Below are 17,615 nucleotides of genomic sequence, written 5' to 3'. Positions count from 1 at the left end.
GTGCGGTCACAGTTAAGTGATAGACCTTAGGAAACAGAAAAGCAATGCGCAAAATTCACGCCAATGTCACATTTGTGAGCTATGCACGCTGATTAGCCTAAGTGATTGATTTGGAGTATTGGAGGGTAACTTATTGATATTTATTGATAACCCTCTTTCACGATAAATTCATTATTACCAATGAAAGAGGGTTAGACTGATTTAGAACAAAATATTATTTAACTCGCTGCAACTGCGCTGCAATCGTCTTAGCTTCTTGCTGCCAACCCTCTGCCAAGGCACGAATAAGAGCATCATAGCCATCTTCACTCTGTTTAAGCTCGAGATCGAATGGTTGCTTAATAAGCTGGTCCTGATGTTTCAGTATCCAAACACCACGGATGATGGCACGACCATCATAGCGGCCATGGAACCCGGTTACAGTCACATTGAGAACGTCCTGATCGCTATCGAGTGGCTGTGAGGAAACCAACCAACCCGGCAGCGCATTACTCAGATTCGTCACCAAGGTTTGCTGCAATTGCTGGTCCAGTGGGCTGGCCCAAAGGTTGTTACTGGCAATCACATACTGCACATCATTGGTCTGATACACCACGCCAGCCGCAGCCAGATAATCAGCGACACCAACATGCTCAATCCACAGCTGCCGCGATGTCACGTTGCTACTGGCCGTTGCAGGCGCGCTGAGTGCTGGTAGCTGATAATACGTCTTGCTGGGTTCGCTACTGCAAGCGCTGAGTAACAGCGCGGCGATTACTGCCATCCATTTTATCATTTTTTGGCCTTCTTAGGCTGAGGGTCCTGACTTCCTGCCGCTTCAAATACCAGCGCGTTACTCTTCTCATTCAGCGTACGCAATACCGGTTGTAATTCACGCAACACTTGATCTAACCGCTGCATATCACCCACCATTTTATTGTATGCCGGAGATCCTGGCTGGAAGCCTTTCATGCTGCGATTAAGCTCATTCAAGGTTTTTTGCAGATCTTTTGGCAGGTTCTGCATGGCTGGGCTAGAGGTAATCGCGGTCAGTGACTCCAGCGTTTTCTGAGTTTCATGCATAGTTTTCTGGCTTTCAGCCAGTGTCTTGGTGGCTTCATTAATCATTGGCTCTAGCGGCAAATTATTAATCTTATCCAGCGTTTGCGTCAGTTTCTGCTGAATTTGCGCTAAACCACCGCTGACTGTTGGCAGTAGCGGATAACCCACCACTTCCAGCGGCCCTTTCCACGGTTTTGCATCTGGATAGAAATCCAAATCGACAAACAGTGCACCGGTCAACAGGTTTCCTGATTTCAGTGATGCTCGCAAACCGCGCTCTTTGGCTTGTTTCAGGGTTTGTTCAAAGTTCGCATCCGGGCCTAAATCATTACGGAAACGACCTGGCTCAATACGAATAAGCACTGGGATACGGAAGTCATTATCAACACGCTGCTTCATACCAATGGCGAAGAAAGGTACTTCACCGACAGTCCCCACGCGGATCCCACGGAACTCGACTGGCGCTCCCTTCTGCAAGCCGCGAACAGAATCAGAGAAGAACAGCAAGAAATCTTGATGTTCAGTGTACAGAGAATTTTGAATGCTACTGCGGTCATCAAACAGTTTGAATTCGGGCTTCTGTTGCGTGATTGGCTGACCCAGATCCAAACCATCGGGTACATCGAAACTCACGCCACCACTGAACAACGTCGCCAGCGAGGCCATTTCCACCCGCATCCCTTGTGAGGAGAGATCAACCGCCACACCACTGTCTTTCCAGAAGCGGACATTGGTCGTCACCAGACTGTCATAAGGCGCGCCAATAAAGAGTTGATAACGCATCAGGCGTAATTTGGCGTCGAAAGTACTGGTCTCCACTGAACCCACGCGGTAACCACGAAACAGGACCGGATCTCCGGCATTCAACTGCCCTGCCTGTTCGCTGTCGAGTATAATGCGCAAGCCTTTGGCATCCGGTGCCGCCAGCGGCGGAGAGTCGAGCAAGGTGAATTTATCTAATGCCTTACCTTTGCCGCCGGGTTGCAGTTCAATATAAGCACCAGAAAGCAGTGTCCCTAAACCGGAAACACCTTCGCGACCTATTTGGGGTTTGACCACCCAGAAAACCGTATCGCTATGCAGTAAATTCTTCATGCCGGAACTCAAGCGCGCTTGCACAATAACGTGGTTGAGATCTTCACTCAGAGTGACCTGCTCTACGATGCCAACATCCACGCTACGGCTTTTTATTTTTGTTTTACCGGCTTCAATGCCTTCAGCATTCAAAGTGGTCATAACCACTTCTGGCCCCTGATGGCTAAAATGATAAAACAGTATCCATGCGCCGATCAGCACGGTGACAATAGGGATGATCCACACCGGGGACCACCGCTTGATTTTTTCAATTTCCGCCACACCCTGGCTGGGATTATTGTCCGTCACCTTGCGGCTCCTTCTTGGGTTGTTTCACTTATCCGATCCCAGGTTAACCGGGGATCAAAGGTTAATGCAGCAAACATTGTCAGGATCACCACCATCGCAAACAGCAGTGCACCAATTGCCGGATAGATGCTCATAAGTTGCCCAATGCGGACTAATGATGAAAGCACTGCAATAACAAAAACATCAATCATTGACCAGCGGCCAACGAACTCCACTATTTCGTAAATAAAATGCATCCGTTCGGTATCCGTATTACCCTTGCCTTTTGCATCCCAACATAACCAACCGATCGCCAACATCTTCAGTGATGGCACCATAATACTGGCAATAAAAATCACCAATGCCACTGGGTAGGAACCTTCACTCCACAAGAAAATCACCCCAGACATAATGGTCGAACCCATCTGGCTACCCAAGCTTTCGGTAATCATAATCGGCATCAGATTGGCTGGGATATATAACAGTATTGAGGTGATGAGTAATGCCATGGTCCACTGCAAACTATTGCGACGACGAACATAGCCATGAGTATGGCAACGCGGACATTGCTCTTGAGATTGCGGCAAAATCGCCGTGCAGCACGAACAGGAGCGCAGACCTTGACGCAACCCCGTGCGGCCCGCAACGAGTGGGTAAGGTAGCGCTGGGGCGGGAGCAATATCTTGCCACATCCAGTGGCGGTCAACACACTGGAAAGCGCGCACCTGCAACAAGCAGAATAAACAGTAAGGAATAAAACTGCTACCAATGCCAATATCGCCATAGGCCATTAGTTTGACAAAACTGACCAGCACACCGGCGAGAAAGATCTCAACCATGCACCAGGTTTTAAATTGGAATAATATTTTGGCGATGAATGCTTTCCAGCGTGTTGGCATACGCACCCGCAGGCAAAGCAGAATGATGGCCACCATACAGAAGGCCGGAATCAACTGCACCAGCACCATAAATAAGGTTGCCATGCTGACATAGTCATCAGCCACCATCACTTGTGGTATTTGGATCAGTGTTATTTCGCTGGTGATCCCCGCCACTCGCATGTTAACGAAGGGGAACATATTCGCCAGCAATAACATAAACAGTGCGCTGAGCGCATAACCGACTGGGCGCTTACGTGGTTCATCCCACCGCGCGGTCAGGGTTGTTTTACAACGCGGACATACCGCTTTGGTGCCATAAGGCAGAGAGGGTAAGACCACTGACATATCACACTGCCGGCACAGGATCACATTCCCTGTCTGCCCGGCGTGCTCAGGCTGAATTACAGAACACAATATCTCATTCCTCAATACCCTTTATCTTTCCAAGCACAGGTGTGTTGGCCGCATTCGCTAGCCCAAATCACTGGCATCAGTCAGTGAGTCGATATTCTTTCGCTTGCCGCCATCCTGTACTTGGAAATCTATTGGGTATTACTAATGTCGCTGAGTGCCGTTTTGTCAGGAGGCTTAATATAACAATAGACATAATATCGTATACCACCTCATCTGACAGAACGGCTATTGCATATTTTTAGCCGTTTTTCTGAGCTTCCAGCTCTTCCCAACGACTAAATGCCACTTCTAATGCCTGTTCAGCATCGGCCAAAGCTTTCAATACCTGCTGCGTCTCTTCATGTGGACGAGAGAAGAAATCAGCATGACCGACCTGAGCCTGTAACTCACTGATTTCATTTTCCAGCTTTTCCAACTGCTGCGGCAATTGGTCCAGCTCACGTTGCAGGTTATAGCTCAGCTTACCAGGGCGTTTCGCCGCGGGTGCCGCGCTTTTTACTGGCGCTGCAACTTTGGTTTCTTCCACTTTAGCTGCAACCTGACGAATAGGTTTTGCCTCAGCACGTTGTTGGTGAGCATCATAATACCCGCCAACAAAGCTGCTGATTTGCCCATTGCCTTCAAAGATCCAGCATTCTGTCACTGAGTTATCAACGAATTGGCGGTCATGGCTCACCAGTAACACGGTGCCCTGATAGCTATCTACCATTTCTTCCAACAGTTCCAGCGTTTCAACATCCAGGTCGTTGGTCGGTTCATCGAGAATCAGTAAGTTACTTGGCTTAAGGAATAATTTAGCCAATAACAGACGGTTACGTTCACCACCAGACAAGGCTTTTACGGGCGTCATCGCGCGTTTCGGGTGGAACAAGAAATCTTGCAGATAGCCCAGAACATGGCGTGAACGGCCATTGACCATCACTTCCTGCTTACCTTCCGCCAGGTTATCCATAACCGTGCGTTCTGGATCAAGTTCTGCACGATGCTGGTCAAAATAAGCCACTTCCAGCTTAGTACCGCAATGCACTTTGCCGCTGTCTGCTTTAAGCTGACCGAGCATCAGTTTCAGCAAGGTGGTTTTACCGCAACCGTTCGGGCCCACCAGCGCAATTTTATCGCCACGCTGGACTTGGGCGGTGAAATCTTTCACCAGCACTTTGCCATCAACCTGATAATTCACATTTTCCAGATCAAAGACAATTTTGCCCGAGCGTACAGTCTCTTCCACTTGCATCTTGGCGGTGCCCATCACTTCGCGGCGCTGTGAGCGCTCCATCCGCAAGGCTTTTAGGGCGCGAACACGGCCCTCATTACGCGTGCGTCGTGCTTTGATGCCTTGGCGAATCCACACTTCTTCTTGCGCTAACTTGCGGTCAAACTCAGCATTTTGTAACTCTTCAACCCGCAATGCTTCTTCTTTGCTGGCAAGATACAGTTCGTAGTTACCCGGCCATGACACCAACTTACCGCGGTCCAGATCGACAATGCGAGTGGCCATTGCACGGATAAAGGAGCGGTCATGGGAGATAAAGACAATGCTGCCCTGGAACTCTTTCAGGAAGCCTTCCAGCCAATTAATGGTTTCAATATCCAAATGGTTGGTCGGTTCATCCAGCAACAGCACTTTTGGTGAGCTTACCAGTGCGCGACCTAATGCCGCTTTACGCAACCAACCACCAGACAGCGACGAAAGTTCGGCATCTGCCGATAAGCCCAATTGGACCAACACTTCCTGGATACGACTGTCTAATTGCCATAAGCCCTGATGGTCCAAAATTTCCTGCAATGCTGCCAGACGATTAAGGTTTTTCTCGCTCGGATCAAGTTCAACCTGATGCAACGTCGCGTGGTAAGCCTTCAAATGTTCAGCCTGTTCTTGCACGCCTTCAGCAACAAAATCAAACACCGTCCCGGCCACATTGCGCGGTGGATCTTGTTGCAGACGCGCGACAATCAAATCCTGTTCATAAGTGATGCGACCATCATCCAAAGGAACTTCTTTGCTTAAGATTTTCAGCAGGGTGGATTTACCCGCACCATTACGGCCCACCAGACAAACACGCTCGTTTGCCTCAATATGTAATTCCGTATTATCTAATAAAGGTGCATCGCTGAACGACAGCCAAGCACCGGACATGCTAATTAACGACATAGTTTTTACTTTTCCTCGCTGGCGTGGGTGACCAGCCAACAGTTGTGGATCTGACGATTACGGGCAAAGTCTTCAGATTGCGTCTGCGCTGTGATTTCTTTCGCTTCCAGCCCCAACGCTGCTATACCGGCCAAATCCATCTGGAAACCACGCTTATTGTTAGAGAACATGATTGTCCCCTTACGGCGCAGTAACCGTTTAAGTTCTTTCATCAGCACTAAGTGGTCGCGCTGAACATCAAAGGTGGTCTCCATACGCTTGGAGTTGGAGAACGTCGGTGGATCAATGAAGATCACATCGAATTGCTCATCGGTGTTACTGAGCCAAGAGAGGCAATCAGCTTGAATCAAGCGGTGCTGCTGACCTGTAAGGCCATTTGCTCGCAGGTTCTTCTCAGCCCATTCTAAATAAGTACGCGACATATCGACCGTGGTCGTACTACGCGCGCCACCCAGCCCTGCATGAACACTGGCAGTACCGGTATAGGCGAACAGGTTAAGGAAATCTTTACCCTGACTCATTTTACCCAGCATCTGACGGGCGATGCGGTGGTCAAGGAATAAGCCAGTATCGAGGTAATCAGTCAGGTTAACCCACAGCTTGGCGTTATATTCGCTCACCAGCAGGAACTCACCCTTCTGTGCCAATTTTTCGTATTGATTTTTACCTTTCTGCCGTTCGCGTGTTTTCAACACCAGTTGATTTGACGGTAAATCCAGCACCGCCAAAGTGGCATTAATCACATCAAACAGGCGCTGACGCGCTTTTTGCGCATCAATGGTTTTCGGCGGCGCATATTCCTGCACCACAACTTTGCTACCGTAACGATCGACCGCCACGTTGTAATCTGGCAAGTCGGCATCATACAAGCGATAGCATTCAATACCCTGCTGCTTAGCCCACTTATCCAGTTTTTTCACATTCTTGCGCAGACGGTTGGCATAATCCTCTGCCACTTGCACGCCGGCAGCACCCTGTGGATTCGCCGCCAACTGGTAGTTTTTCTGCACACAATCCAACGGGCCATTTTTGGCTTTGAATTCGCGCTCTGCACGTAACTGCAAGCAGCTCAGCAATTCAGGTGACGCGCTGAACAGTGACAAACGCCAGCCGCCGAATGCACTTTTCATGATGCGGCCCAGCATATTGTGCAGGGCAATCAGCGCCGGTTCACTTTCCAGCCGCTCACCATAAGGCGGGTTACTGATAACCGTACCTACCGGCCCTTCGGGCAGTGGATTCACCAGCTTGCTGACATCATTGGCATTAAAGGTAATCAATTCTGATACCCCGGCACGGCGGGCGTTGGCCCGAGCCATCTCAATGACACGCCGGTCAATATCTGAGCCAAAGAAGCGAGACGTTGTTTCTTGCAAGCCACGGCGAGCACGCACTTGTGCTTCGCTGGTTAATTCGCGCCACAGCTCTTCGTTGAATGCGCTCCAGGCAGTAAAGCCCCAATGTGCCCGATGCAAACCTGGTGCGCGATCAGAGGCCATCATGGCGGCTTCAATCAACAACGTACCGGAGCCGCACATTGGATCGACCATTGGCGTACCCAACTGCCAACCTGAGCGCTGAATAATAGCCGCCGCCAGGTTTTCTTTTAATGGTGCCTGTCCGGTCAAGTCGCGATAACCGCGCTGATGCAGGCCTTCACCGCTAAGATCTAACGCCACACTGGCCATATCTCGTTGCAGGAACACATTGACCCGAATATCCGGTTGCTGTTTGGCCACTGTCGGGCGCTGATCCAGCTTGCGAGTAAAGCTATCGACAATAGCGTCTTTTACTTTTAATGCACCATACTGACTATTGCGGATTTCCTCATTCACGCCGCTAAAATGCACGGCAAATGTCTTGTCCACACCAAAGATTGACGGCCAGTCAATTGCCTGCACCCCAAGGTACAAGTCTAAGTCACTGTAAACTTTGAATTCGTTGAGCGGTAGCAAAATGCGCGAAGCCAAGCGGCTCCACAACAGGCTTTGGTACATGAGTCGATCGTCGCCCTGAAAATGTACCCCACCCTGCACTATTTTACAGTCGTGAGCGCCCAGCGCTTCGAGTTCGCTTTTTAACAGTTCTTCCAGTCCACGCGCCGTGCTGGCAAACAGAGAGTTCATATCGCACTATCACCAAAAAGAAAATTGTTGCGCATTATAGCTAATCCCAGCAGCTTGTCATAAAGTTGCTCCCTCTAATTTAATACTCGCACGGAGGCAATGGTGATTACCCTCTCCCGACTTTACGTTCATCCGGTGAAATCCATGCGCGGCTTGCAGCTTTCTCATGCTCAAGTTAGCAGCAGCGGACTGGCCTTTGACCGCGTATTTATGATTACCGAACCGGATGGCACTTTTATTACTGCGCGCCAATATCCGAAGATGGTCATGTTTACCCCGGCATTAATGCCAGACGGTTTGTACCTTACTGCCCCCGATGGCGAGAGCGCCAGTATCCGCTTTAATGATTTTTTAGCCAATGGGGAACCCACTGAAGTTTGGGGCAACCATTTTACCGCGTTAATTGCCCCACCCGCTATCAACAACTGGCTCAGTGACTATTTTCAGCGTGAAGTGCAATTGCGCTGGCTCGGAGCAGAATTAACCCGCCGGGTAAAACCGATGCCGAAAATTCCACTCTCCTTTGCTGATGGCTTCCCTTATTTACTCATTAATGAAGCATCATTTAAAGAATTACAGCAGCGCTGCCCCGGCAGTATTAAGCTGGAACAGTTCCGCCCCAATTTAGTGGTGACGGGGGCCAATGCCTTTGCTGAAGACAGTTGGCAGGTTATCCGAGTGGGGGATATTACCTTTGATTTGGTCAAACCATGCAGCCGCTGTGTATTAACCACAGTCAGCGTTGAACGTGGACGTAAACATCCTACAGGTGAACCTTTACAGACACTACAGACATTCCGAACCGCTGAAAATGGTGATATCGACTTTGGCCAAAATATGGTGGCCAGAAATAGCGGGATTATTCGGGTTGGGGATGAAGTCGAAATTCTGTCAACCAAACCACCACGCCCTTATAGTGCCGGTGCTGTGGTTGAAAGCTTAGCCGCGCCGCAAGATCAATCCAAAACGCTGTCTATTGAATATAATGGCATCCGCTTTAATGGTAATAATCAGCAGGTATTATTAGAGCAATTGGAGCAACAAAATATTCGTATACCTTACTCTTGTCGGGCAGGGATATGTGGCAGTTGTCGAATTACATTAATCAATGGCGATGTCGCACCTTTAAAACAGAGTGCTATCGGTAATGACGGGACGATTCTTTGTTGCAGTTGTATCCCTAAAGGGGATATTACTCTCAGCGGTAAATAAGAGAATACCGACTAACTTACGTCAGTAAGGTAGCCACCACGGCTGTAGCTTGAAAGATAATGGATATTACATCGCCCGGTCGTAGGCTGGCGCGGTGTACGTCTGTTCAATCACCAGCGGTAACAAACGATCATTCATTATCTTTATTGCGTCACCCAATACTAACTGACGCCCTGCTAATACCACCTGAGATTGTGCCAATAAACATAAGCTGGCAGAGTCGCCTGATTCAACCACCAATAAACTAATATCTTCACCGCTATCCAATACTTTTACTGTCGCCAATTCAGCATTCTGTGGCAACCAAGCTTTTGGCTGTTGTGCAAAATACCAGCTTTTAGGCATTAAAGGTTTTAGAAAACGAAATGCAACCAAAGCATTTAATATCAATTCTGAACGTTGCTCATGGCCCATTTTAATTTGGCGGCACTGATCTTCAAATTCAAAATAAAGCGCGGCATCATCAACACAAAATGCGGAGTCAGCAAAAGCATCAGGGGTTAACATTTTTGACGGGAAACGCGAGCGAAATATCATACCATTAGCTAAATCCAACATGAGTCGATCATGTTCGGTATCAAAATACCAACGCCATTTATCGTCTGGTTTAATCCGCATATTTTATCCTTCCCACTATTGTCGCCAACATCATTGACTCAATGAGCAAGATTTTCACCCGCCAAATGAGACTAAATTCAAATAAGGTTTTTGATGTATATTTAATCTATAGGAACAAAATATAGACGAGCTGGGGGAATAAATAAACCCCCAGGCAAGTAAAGAAGATAAATAATTAGATATGAGTAACGATATTCTTAATCAAACCTGGCCCACGGAAGATAAATCCGGAATAAATTTGAATCAATGAAGCACCCGCAGCCATTTTTTCACGAGCAGCGGTTACTGAGTCTATTCCACCCACACCGATAATAGGCAGACGCCCTTGTAGCTCTTGCGATAAACGACGAATCACTTCAGTACTGCGTAATTGTAATGGTCGGCCACTTAAACCACCGGCTTGTTCGCAATAATTTAATCCCTGAATGAGGGAACGATCTAAAGTTGTATTAGTGGCAATAACACCATCTATATTATGGCGAACCAAACTGTCAGCTATTTGGATCAATTCCTCTTCAGTAAGATCTGGCGCGATCTTTACTGCCACAGGAACATACTTATGGTGGCGCTGGTGTAATTCAGTTTGTTTATTTTTAATTGCAGCTAACAGATCGTCTAATGCTTCGCCATACTGTAAAGTTCGTAATCCCGGTGTATTTGGTGAAGAGATATTAATCGCAATATATCCAGCGTAAGGATAAATTTTATCCATACAAATCAAGTAATCGTCTTTACCTTGTTCTACGGGAGTATCTTTATTCTTGCCGATATTAATACCGAGAATACCGCCAAAATGTGATTTTTTAACGTTTTCAATTAAGTTATCAACGCCGTGATTATTAAATCCCATGCGGTTGATCAAACCTTCGGCTTCAACGATCCTAAAGAGTCTGGGTTTATCATTACCTGACTGCGGCCGTGGTGTCACAGTCCCTACTTCAATAAAACCAAACCCCATTGCCCCCAGAGCATCAATACACTCACCGTCTTTATCCAGACCCGCAGCCAAGCCGAGTGGATTTTTGAATGACAATCCCATACAACTTACCGGTTTAGTTGGCACCGACTGACGTACCAAAAACTCAAGCGGTGTGCCGGTAATTCGTTTTAGCTGGCGGAAAGTAAACTCATGGGCACGTTCTGGATCAAGCTGAAAGAGTGCTTTTTTGACGAGAGGATAGTACATGTAATCTCCTGAGCGAGCGATGACAAGCCGTTGATGCGGGAATGGTAAATTCATCTTTCAGGAAAGTAAACGTTTGCGAAGTAAAGCCATGGAAAGAATAGTGGTATTGCAGAGTGGGTCAGTCATGAATAGAGGGCACAACTGCCCTCTATTCATTATACAAAAACAGCTTATGCCGCTAATGCCTTGGTGATTTTCTCGTACAGGTCACCTGATAAGTTTTCCAGCATTTTCAACTGTTCCAATGCCTGACGCATCAGAGCTTGACGCCCTGAATCATAGCGTTTCAAACGAATCAATGGCTCAATCAAACGAGCAGCAACCTGTGGGTTACGGGTATTCAAGTCGCTGAGGATTTCCACCAGGAATTGATAACCACTGCCATCAGTGGCATGGAAGGCCGCTGGGTTGCCGGAAGCAAAGCTACCAATCAATGAGCGAGTACGGTTTGGATTACTCAAACTAAACGCCGGATGCTTAAGCAACCCGCGAACTTGCGCCAAAACATCTACCGCCGGGCTGGTTGCTTGCAGAGCAAACCATTTATCCATCACCAGACCGTCATGGTTCCAGCGCACATCAAAGGCAGCCAGTAACTCGTCCCGGCATGGCAGTTGTGCCGCCACTGATGCGGCTAATGCGGCCAGCGAGTCAGTCATATTATCGGCTTGATGATATTGCGAAGAGACCAGTTTATTAGCAAACTCGGCATCACCAAACGCCAGATAATTCAAGCAGGTATTACGCAAGGCACGCTTGGCTATATCACTGTGCTCAATACGATAGACTGGGGTGATATTCGCCACATAGACAGCCAACAGTTCGTCGGACAACTCTTGAGCCAGGCAACGAGTAATCGCCTCATGCACCGCACTGATTGCCTGTGGATCAATAGTGGTAAACAGCTCAGCAATTTCATTTTCGGATGGCAATGTCAGGATCTGAGCGGCTAAAGCGGGATCAAGATTTTCATCAAGCAATATTGCACGGAAAGCATCGGCCACGTGATTAGGTAAACTCAGCGGCTGTTTCTGCTGGTATTTAGCAACATTAAGCTTGATATACGTTGCCAACAAGCTCTGCGCCGCATCCCAACGGGAGAATTCATTGCGCGCATGCTGCATCAGGAAAGTCAGTTGCTGGTCACTGTAGGTGTAATCCAGTTTTACCGGCGCGGAGAACTCACGCAGCAGAGACGGGATCGGCGTATGTTCAACATTATCAAAAGTAAAAGTCTGTTCCGCTTCTGTCACATTCAGGACGTGATGAACCGGCAAGCCATTTCTCTGTAACGGAATAACATTGCCTTTGCTGTCATATAACTCAATATCCAATGGGATATGCAATGGCAGTTTTTCCGGCTGATCGGGGGTTGGTAATGTTTTCTGACTCACATACAGATGATATTGCTGTTTTTCCGCATCATAATCATCACGTACCGTCAGGATTGGCGTACCCGATTGGCTATACCAGCGGCGGAATAAAGATAAATCGACATTTGATGCATCTTCCATGGCCTGGACAAAATCATCACAGGTTGCGGCGCTGCCATCATGGCGCTCAAAATAGAGTTGCATACCCGCCTGGAATTGCTGTTCACCCAGTAATGTATGCATCATGCGGATAACTTCTGAACCTTTCTCGTACACCGTCAAGGTATAGAAGTTGTTCATCTCGATAACTTTATCGGGCCGAATAGCATGAGCCATTGGGCTGGCATCTTCTGCAAACTGTGCCGCGCGCATGACACGCACATTTTCAATGCGATTAACCGAACGCGACCCTAAATCAGAGCTGAATTCCTGATCACGGAATACTGTTAGCCCCTCTTTCAAACTTAACTGGAACCAATCGCGACACGTCACGCGGTTACCAGTCCAGTTATGGAAATATTCATGGCCAATAACCGCTTCAATATTCAGATAGTCTTTATCTGTCGCTGTTTCTGCTTTTGCCAGAACATATTTTGAGTTAAATACATTCAACCCTTTATTTTCCATGGCGCCCATATTGAAGAAATCAACCGCAACAATCATATAAATGTCTAGGTCATATTCCAGACCAAAACGGGTCTCATCCCATTTCATGGAATTCTTCAACGAGGTCATCGCCCAATCAGCACGATCCAAATTGCCACGGTCAACAAACAACTCCAGCGCAACTTCTCGACCAGAACGAGTAATGAATTTATCGCGTAAAACATCAAAATCACCGGCGACCAAAGCAAATAGGTAGCAAGGTTTTGGGAATGGGTCTTCCCATTTAACCCAATGGCGACCATCGTCTAAAGTGCCTTTCCCCACCGGATTACCGTTGGAGAGTAAATAAGGATAAAGCGTTTTATCGGCAACAATCCGCGTAGTAAAACGCGCCAGCACATCAGGGCGGTCTAAATAATAGGTAATATGACGAAAACCTTCGGCTTCACACTGGGTACACAATGCTTCGCCGGAAAGATATAACCCTTCAAGCGCACTGTTGGTTGCAGGATGAATATCATTAACAATTGTAAGTGTGAAATTCGCCGGCAGTTGTTCGATGACCAGCACGTTATCCTGTATCTGATAATGTGGCCAGGCTTGCCCATCAACACTGAGACTCATTAATGTGAGATCTTCACCATTTAAAATCAGCGGTGCGCCATCTGTTCCCTGACGTTTTACTTTACTGACCGCCGTTACCGTCGTTTTTTGTGCATCTAGCGCGAAGTCCAGACTGATATCGGTGATAGTGTAATCCGGCGATTTATAATCGTGACGGTATTTAGCTTGCGGCTGTTGTGTCATAGAAACCCTTTTGACGTCATCAGTGAATATGATTACCAGGTCTGCAATTATGGTTGTTGGGGCTAAAAAACATTAGGCTAAAAACAATAATGTTTGAGTGAAAACCAATAATTTTGGGTTAAAAACAAGGCTGCCAGTGGCTTTGCCCTCAGACTCAGATAGCTTTTCAATGTATCACAATTGCAAAAAAATCCCAGTTGAGAACCTATGCTATTGCGGCAAATTCTGTATCGAACAAAAAGCAGCCTGCACATTAATAAAATTAAACCCAGATAAGCAGATACTCACTTAATCACCACCACAACCCCACGTCTATGTCTGGCCTAAAAATAGCCAGAAAATCTATAAAAGAACACCAAGCCAGTCAGCCCTCCTTTAGTTACCTCTTATTAAAATTTTGCCTCGTTTTGACTAAAATTAAATAATTGTTAAGAAATGCAAATATAATGACGGGGAAATGTGCAAGATGCATTTCCCCATCGTAGACATAAAAACTTACGCTTTGTCGATATTCTACTCAAGTTAATAACCCTATATTTTTTAAGACAATATTTCTCTCTCATCATCTAAATACCTAAAAATTTGGCTTTTATCCCATAACACATTTAAGAAAAGAGCGACTTCGCTGATAATGGCACGTTTAATCCTAGACCTCTGATTAGCATTTATGGTGTGATGAGGCTTCAATAACAGGATAATACCGGTATACTCCTGCAACTTTTAGATTATGCCGACTGTGGAAAATGCTCCTACGAGGATGCTGTATAGCGCCATGACCCAAGACGCCTCACCGATTTTGACTTCATTGCTTGATACGGATGCTTATAAGCTCCATATGCAACAAGCAGTGTTCCATCGTTATCGCCATATTACCGTTGCTGCGGAGTTTCGCTGCCGTGGTGATGAGCTGTTGGGCGAATATGCCGACGAAATCCGCCATCAAATAACATTGATGAGCCAATTGGCATTGACCGATGATGAGTTTATCTATCTTTCAAGTTTACCCTTCTTTCAGGATGACTATCTGAATTGGCTGCGGGATTTTCGTTTTAATCCAGAGCAAGTCAGCGTATTAAATAAGGAAGGGAAATTAGATATTCGCATTACCGGGCTGTGGTGTGAAACGATTCTATGGGAAGTGCCATTACTGGCAGTAATCAGTGAAATCGTACATCACCGTCGTTCTGTACATGTCACCGCCGCTCAAGCCGTCAAGCAATTGCGTAGTAAACTTCAGCAATTTAAAGCGCTGAGTGCTGATATCGATATTACTCACTTCAAATTAATGGACTTTGGTACACGCCGTCGTTTCTCACGCGAGATACAACATGCCATTGTTAGCAGCTTAAAAGACGAGTTCCCCTATCTGGTCGGCACCAGTAATTATGATTTAGCGCGCGAGTTATCTTTAACGCCGGTTGGCACTCAGGCCCATGAATGGTTCCAGGCTCACCAGCAGATAAGCCCGGTTCTGGCCAACAGCCAACGCGTGGCGCTGCAAGTTTGGCTAGATGAATATCCCGATCAACTTGGGGTCGCATTAACCGACTGCATTACCATGGATGCTTTCCTGCGCGATTTTGACGAGACATTCGCTAAGCGCTATCAGGGATTGCGCCATGACTCGGGTGATCCGGTCGAATGGGGTGAAAAAGCTATCGCTCATTATGAAAAACTGGGTATTGACCCTATGAGCAAGACGCTGGTGTTCTCTGATAATTTAGACTTGGAAAAAGCGCTGTCGCTATATCGCCATTTCTATCAGCGGATTAAATTGGTGTTTGGTATTGGTACCCGCCTAACCTGCGATATTCCCGGTGTCAAACCACTTAATATTGTTATTAAGCTGGTCGAATGTAACGATAAACCCGTCGCTAAGCTTTCTGATAGCCCGGGTAAAACTATTTGCCACGACCCGGCTTTTGTTGATGAATTACGTGAAGCATTTGCTCTGCCGCTGGTTAAGAAAGCCAGTTAGCATATTGCTCACGGGTTTACGAGTAGCTGGGCTCATTCTGCCCGGCTATTCATATCACCGACATCTTTTGTCTCCTCATCATTGTCTCTATTAAACTCTATCCCGTTTATGCCGTCTTTATTTAAGCTAACCCTAGAAATGTTGCACCGATTTGGTGATTTCTACTTGTGTCCTGCACTGCCACAAGTAACATAGCAATATCCCCATTTTGTTGGGTTATTAACTATTTCTATAAAACTATTTATTAAAGAGAGAAATCTATGAGCGTAGTGCCTGTAGTCGACGTACTGCAAGGCCGTGCTGCGGTTGACAGTGAAGTCACCGTACGCGGTTGGGTGCGTACCCGGAGAGATTCTAAAGCGGGTATCTCCTTCGTTGCCGTTTATGACGGTTCCTGCTTTGACCCGTTACAGGCCGTCGTGAATAATAGTTTGCCGAATTATCAGGATGAAGTGCTGCATCTGACTACCGGCTGTTCTGTAGAAGTCACCGGAACGGTAGTTGCATCACCGGGTGAAGGCCAAAGTTTTGAAATTCAGGCCACGGCTATTAAAGTCGTCGGTTGGGTCGATGATCCCGATACCTACCCAATGGCAGCAAAACGTCACAGCATCGAGTATCTCCGTGAGGTCGCGCACTTGCGCCCACGGACTAACTTAATCGGCGCGGTTGCTCGCGTTCGCCATACCTTGGCGCAAGCCATTCACCGTTTCTTCGATGAGAATGGCTATTTCTGGGTTTCTACCCCACTAATCACCGCCTCAGATACCGAAGGCGCTGGCGAAATGTTCCGTGTATCCACATTGGATCTAGAAAATCTGCCACGCACAGATACCGGTGCTGTCGATTTCAGCGAAGACTTTTTCGGTAAAGAAGCTTTCCTGACAGTATCCGGTCAGTTGAATGGTGAAACCTACGCCTGTGCGTTATCAAAAGTTTACACCTTCGGCCCAACTTTCCGGGCAGAGAACTCCAATACCAGCCGTCATTTGGCTGAATTCTGGATGGTAGAGCCTGAAGTGGCTTTTGCTTCCTTAGATGATGTCGCCGGTTTGGCTGAGAAAATGTTGAAATACGTTTTCCAGGCAGTACTGAACGAACGTGCTGATGACATGAAATTCTTTGCCGAGCGCGTAGATAAAGATGCTGTAGATCGCTTACAGCGTTTTGTGACTTCTGACTTTGCTCAGGTTGACTATACCGACGCCATTGAAATCTTGCTGGCATCGGGCCAGAAATTTGAAAATGATGTGTCTTGGGGGATTGATTTGTCTTCTGAGCATGAGCGCTATTTAGCTGAGAAACACTTTAAAGCGCCGGTAGTGGTTAAAAACTACCCGAAAGATATCAAAGCTTTCTATATGCGGATGAATGAAGATGGTAAAACCGTAGCCGCGATGGATGTCCTTGCCCCGGGTATCGGCGAAATCATCGGTGGTTCACAGCGTGAAGAACGTTTAGATGTGCTGGATGCTCGTCTGGCAGAAATGGGCCTCAATAAAGAAGATTATTGGTGGTATCGTGACCTTCGTCGCTATGGCACAGTGCCACATTCAGGTTTTGGCCTTGGATTTGAGCGTTTAATCTCCTATGTAACAGGAGTTCAAAACGTTCGTGATGTTATTCCATTCCCTCGCACACCGAGAAATGCCAGCTTCTAAGTTTATCATTTAGAAAAAATTTGTATTTTTGTATAAAAAAAAGCCAGCTCAGCTGGCTTTTGTCATTTTTTAAAGTTCGATCTAAGTCACAAAGTTCCCTGATATTTACATTTAGTAACACATAGTTTCCCAATGAAACATATTCAGGTAATTGGTAGCATTTTCGGTGTGGATTATAGGGCCGGTGAATGGAACACT

Annotated in this window: 10 protein-coding genes and 1 pseudogene; 3 read left to right on the top strand and 8 right to left on the bottom strand. The window is 47.0% G+C overall.

From position 1 onward, the window contains the following. Positions 1 to 214: 214 nt before the first annotated feature. From pqiC to rlmKL, 5 genes and pseudogenes are all read right to left on the bottom strand, one after another. Positions 215 to 775, bottom strand: coding sequence for a membrane integrity-associated transporter subunit PqiC (gene pqiC / locus N0H69_RS11380; RefSeq protein ID WP_050151064.1), 561 nt, complete (start codon positions 773 to 775; stop codon positions 215 to 217). Continuing rightward, positions 772 to 2,424 (bottom strand): intermembrane transport protein PqiB, encoded by a 1,653-nt coding sequence (pqiB, locus tag N0H69_RS11375; protein WP_050106332.1) that lies wholly within the window; start codon positions 2,422 to 2,424, stop codon positions 772 to 774. The genes pqiC and pqiB overlap by 4 nt, the downstream gene beginning before the upstream one ends. Further along, a pseudogene (pqiA, locus tag N0H69_RS11370) lies at positions 2,411 to 3,698 on the bottom strand (membrane integrity-associated transporter subunit PqiA). The gene pqiB and the pseudogene pqiA overlap by 14 nt, the downstream one beginning before the upstream one ends. Positions 3,699 to 3,936: 238 nt before the next feature. Continuing rightward, the gene (locus N0H69_RS11365) at positions 3,937 to 5,850 is read right to left on the bottom strand and encodes an ABC transporter ATP-binding protein (RefSeq protein ID WP_050106331.1); all 1,914 of its coding nucleotides are present in this window, start codon (positions 5,848 to 5,850) and stop codon (positions 3,937 to 3,939) included. 5 nt (positions 5,851 to 5,855) lie between these two features. Continuing rightward, positions 5,856 to 7,976: a bifunctional 23S rRNA (guanine(2069)-N(7))-methyltransferase RlmK/23S rRNA (guanine(2445)-N(2))-methyltransferase RlmL gene (rlmKL, locus tag N0H69_RS11360; protein ID WP_050121013.1), complete on the bottom strand. Its 2,121-nt coding sequence runs from the start codon at positions 7,974 to 7,976 to the stop codon at positions 5,856 to 5,858. A gap of 99 nt (positions 7,977 to 8,075) precedes the next feature. Here rlmKL and N0H69_RS11355 point away from each other — a divergent pair, with 99 nt between their 5' ends. After that, positions 8,076 to 9,188 (top strand): YcbX family protein, encoded by a 1,113-nt coding sequence (locus tag N0H69_RS11355; protein ID WP_072077474.1) that lies wholly within the window; start codon positions 8,076 to 8,078, stop codon positions 9,186 to 9,188. Positions 9,189 to 9,254: 66 nt separating this feature from the next. On the opposite strand, the gene N0H69_RS11350 is transcribed toward N0H69_RS11355, so the two are convergent. The 3 genes from N0H69_RS11350 to pepN form a co-directional block, all read right to left on the bottom strand. Next, on the bottom strand, positions 9,255 to 9,806 hold the full coding sequence (locus N0H69_RS11350) for a cell division protein ZapC (RefSeq protein ID WP_004709973.1): 552 nt from the start codon (positions 9,804 to 9,806) through the stop codon (positions 9,255 to 9,257). A gap of 175 nt (positions 9,807 to 9,981) precedes the next feature. Continuing rightward, positions 9,982 to 10,992 carry a quinone-dependent dihydroorotate dehydrogenase gene (gene pyrD, locus N0H69_RS11345; RefSeq protein WP_050106328.1) on the bottom strand — a complete coding sequence of 337 codons (1,011 nt, stop codon included), beginning with the start codon at positions 10,990 to 10,992 and terminating at the stop codon, positions 9,982 to 9,984. A gap of 170 nt (positions 10,993 to 11,162) precedes the next feature. After that, a complete protein-coding gene (gene pepN / locus N0H69_RS11340) occupies positions 11,163 to 13,778 on the bottom strand; it encodes an aminopeptidase N (protein ID WP_050121011.1) in 2,616 nt (871 codons plus the stop codon). A 772-nt stretch (positions 13,779 to 14,550) separates the two neighbouring features. On the opposite strand from pepN, the gene pncB reads away from it, so the two are divergent. Next, complete coding sequence (pncB, locus tag N0H69_RS11335; RefSeq protein WP_050147314.1) at positions 14,551 to 15,756, top strand: nicotinate phosphoribosyltransferase; 1,206 nt, start codon at positions 14,551 to 14,553, stop codon at positions 15,754 to 15,756. A gap of 260 nt (positions 15,757 to 16,016) precedes the next feature. Continuing rightward, a complete protein-coding gene (asnS, locus tag N0H69_RS11330; RefSeq protein WP_050147278.1) occupies positions 16,017 to 17,417 on the top strand; it encodes an asparagine--tRNA ligase in 1,401 nt (466 codons plus the stop codon). Positions 17,418 to 17,615 lie beyond the last annotated feature (198 nt).

This window comes from Yersinia alsatica, assembly GCF_025133195.1.
Lineage (GTDB): Bacteria > Pseudomonadota > Gammaproteobacteria > Enterobacterales > Enterobacteriaceae > Yersinia > Yersinia alsatica.
The sequence above is the reverse complement of the archived record's forward strand: the minus strand, read 5'-3'. Positions and strand labels throughout refer to the sequence as shown.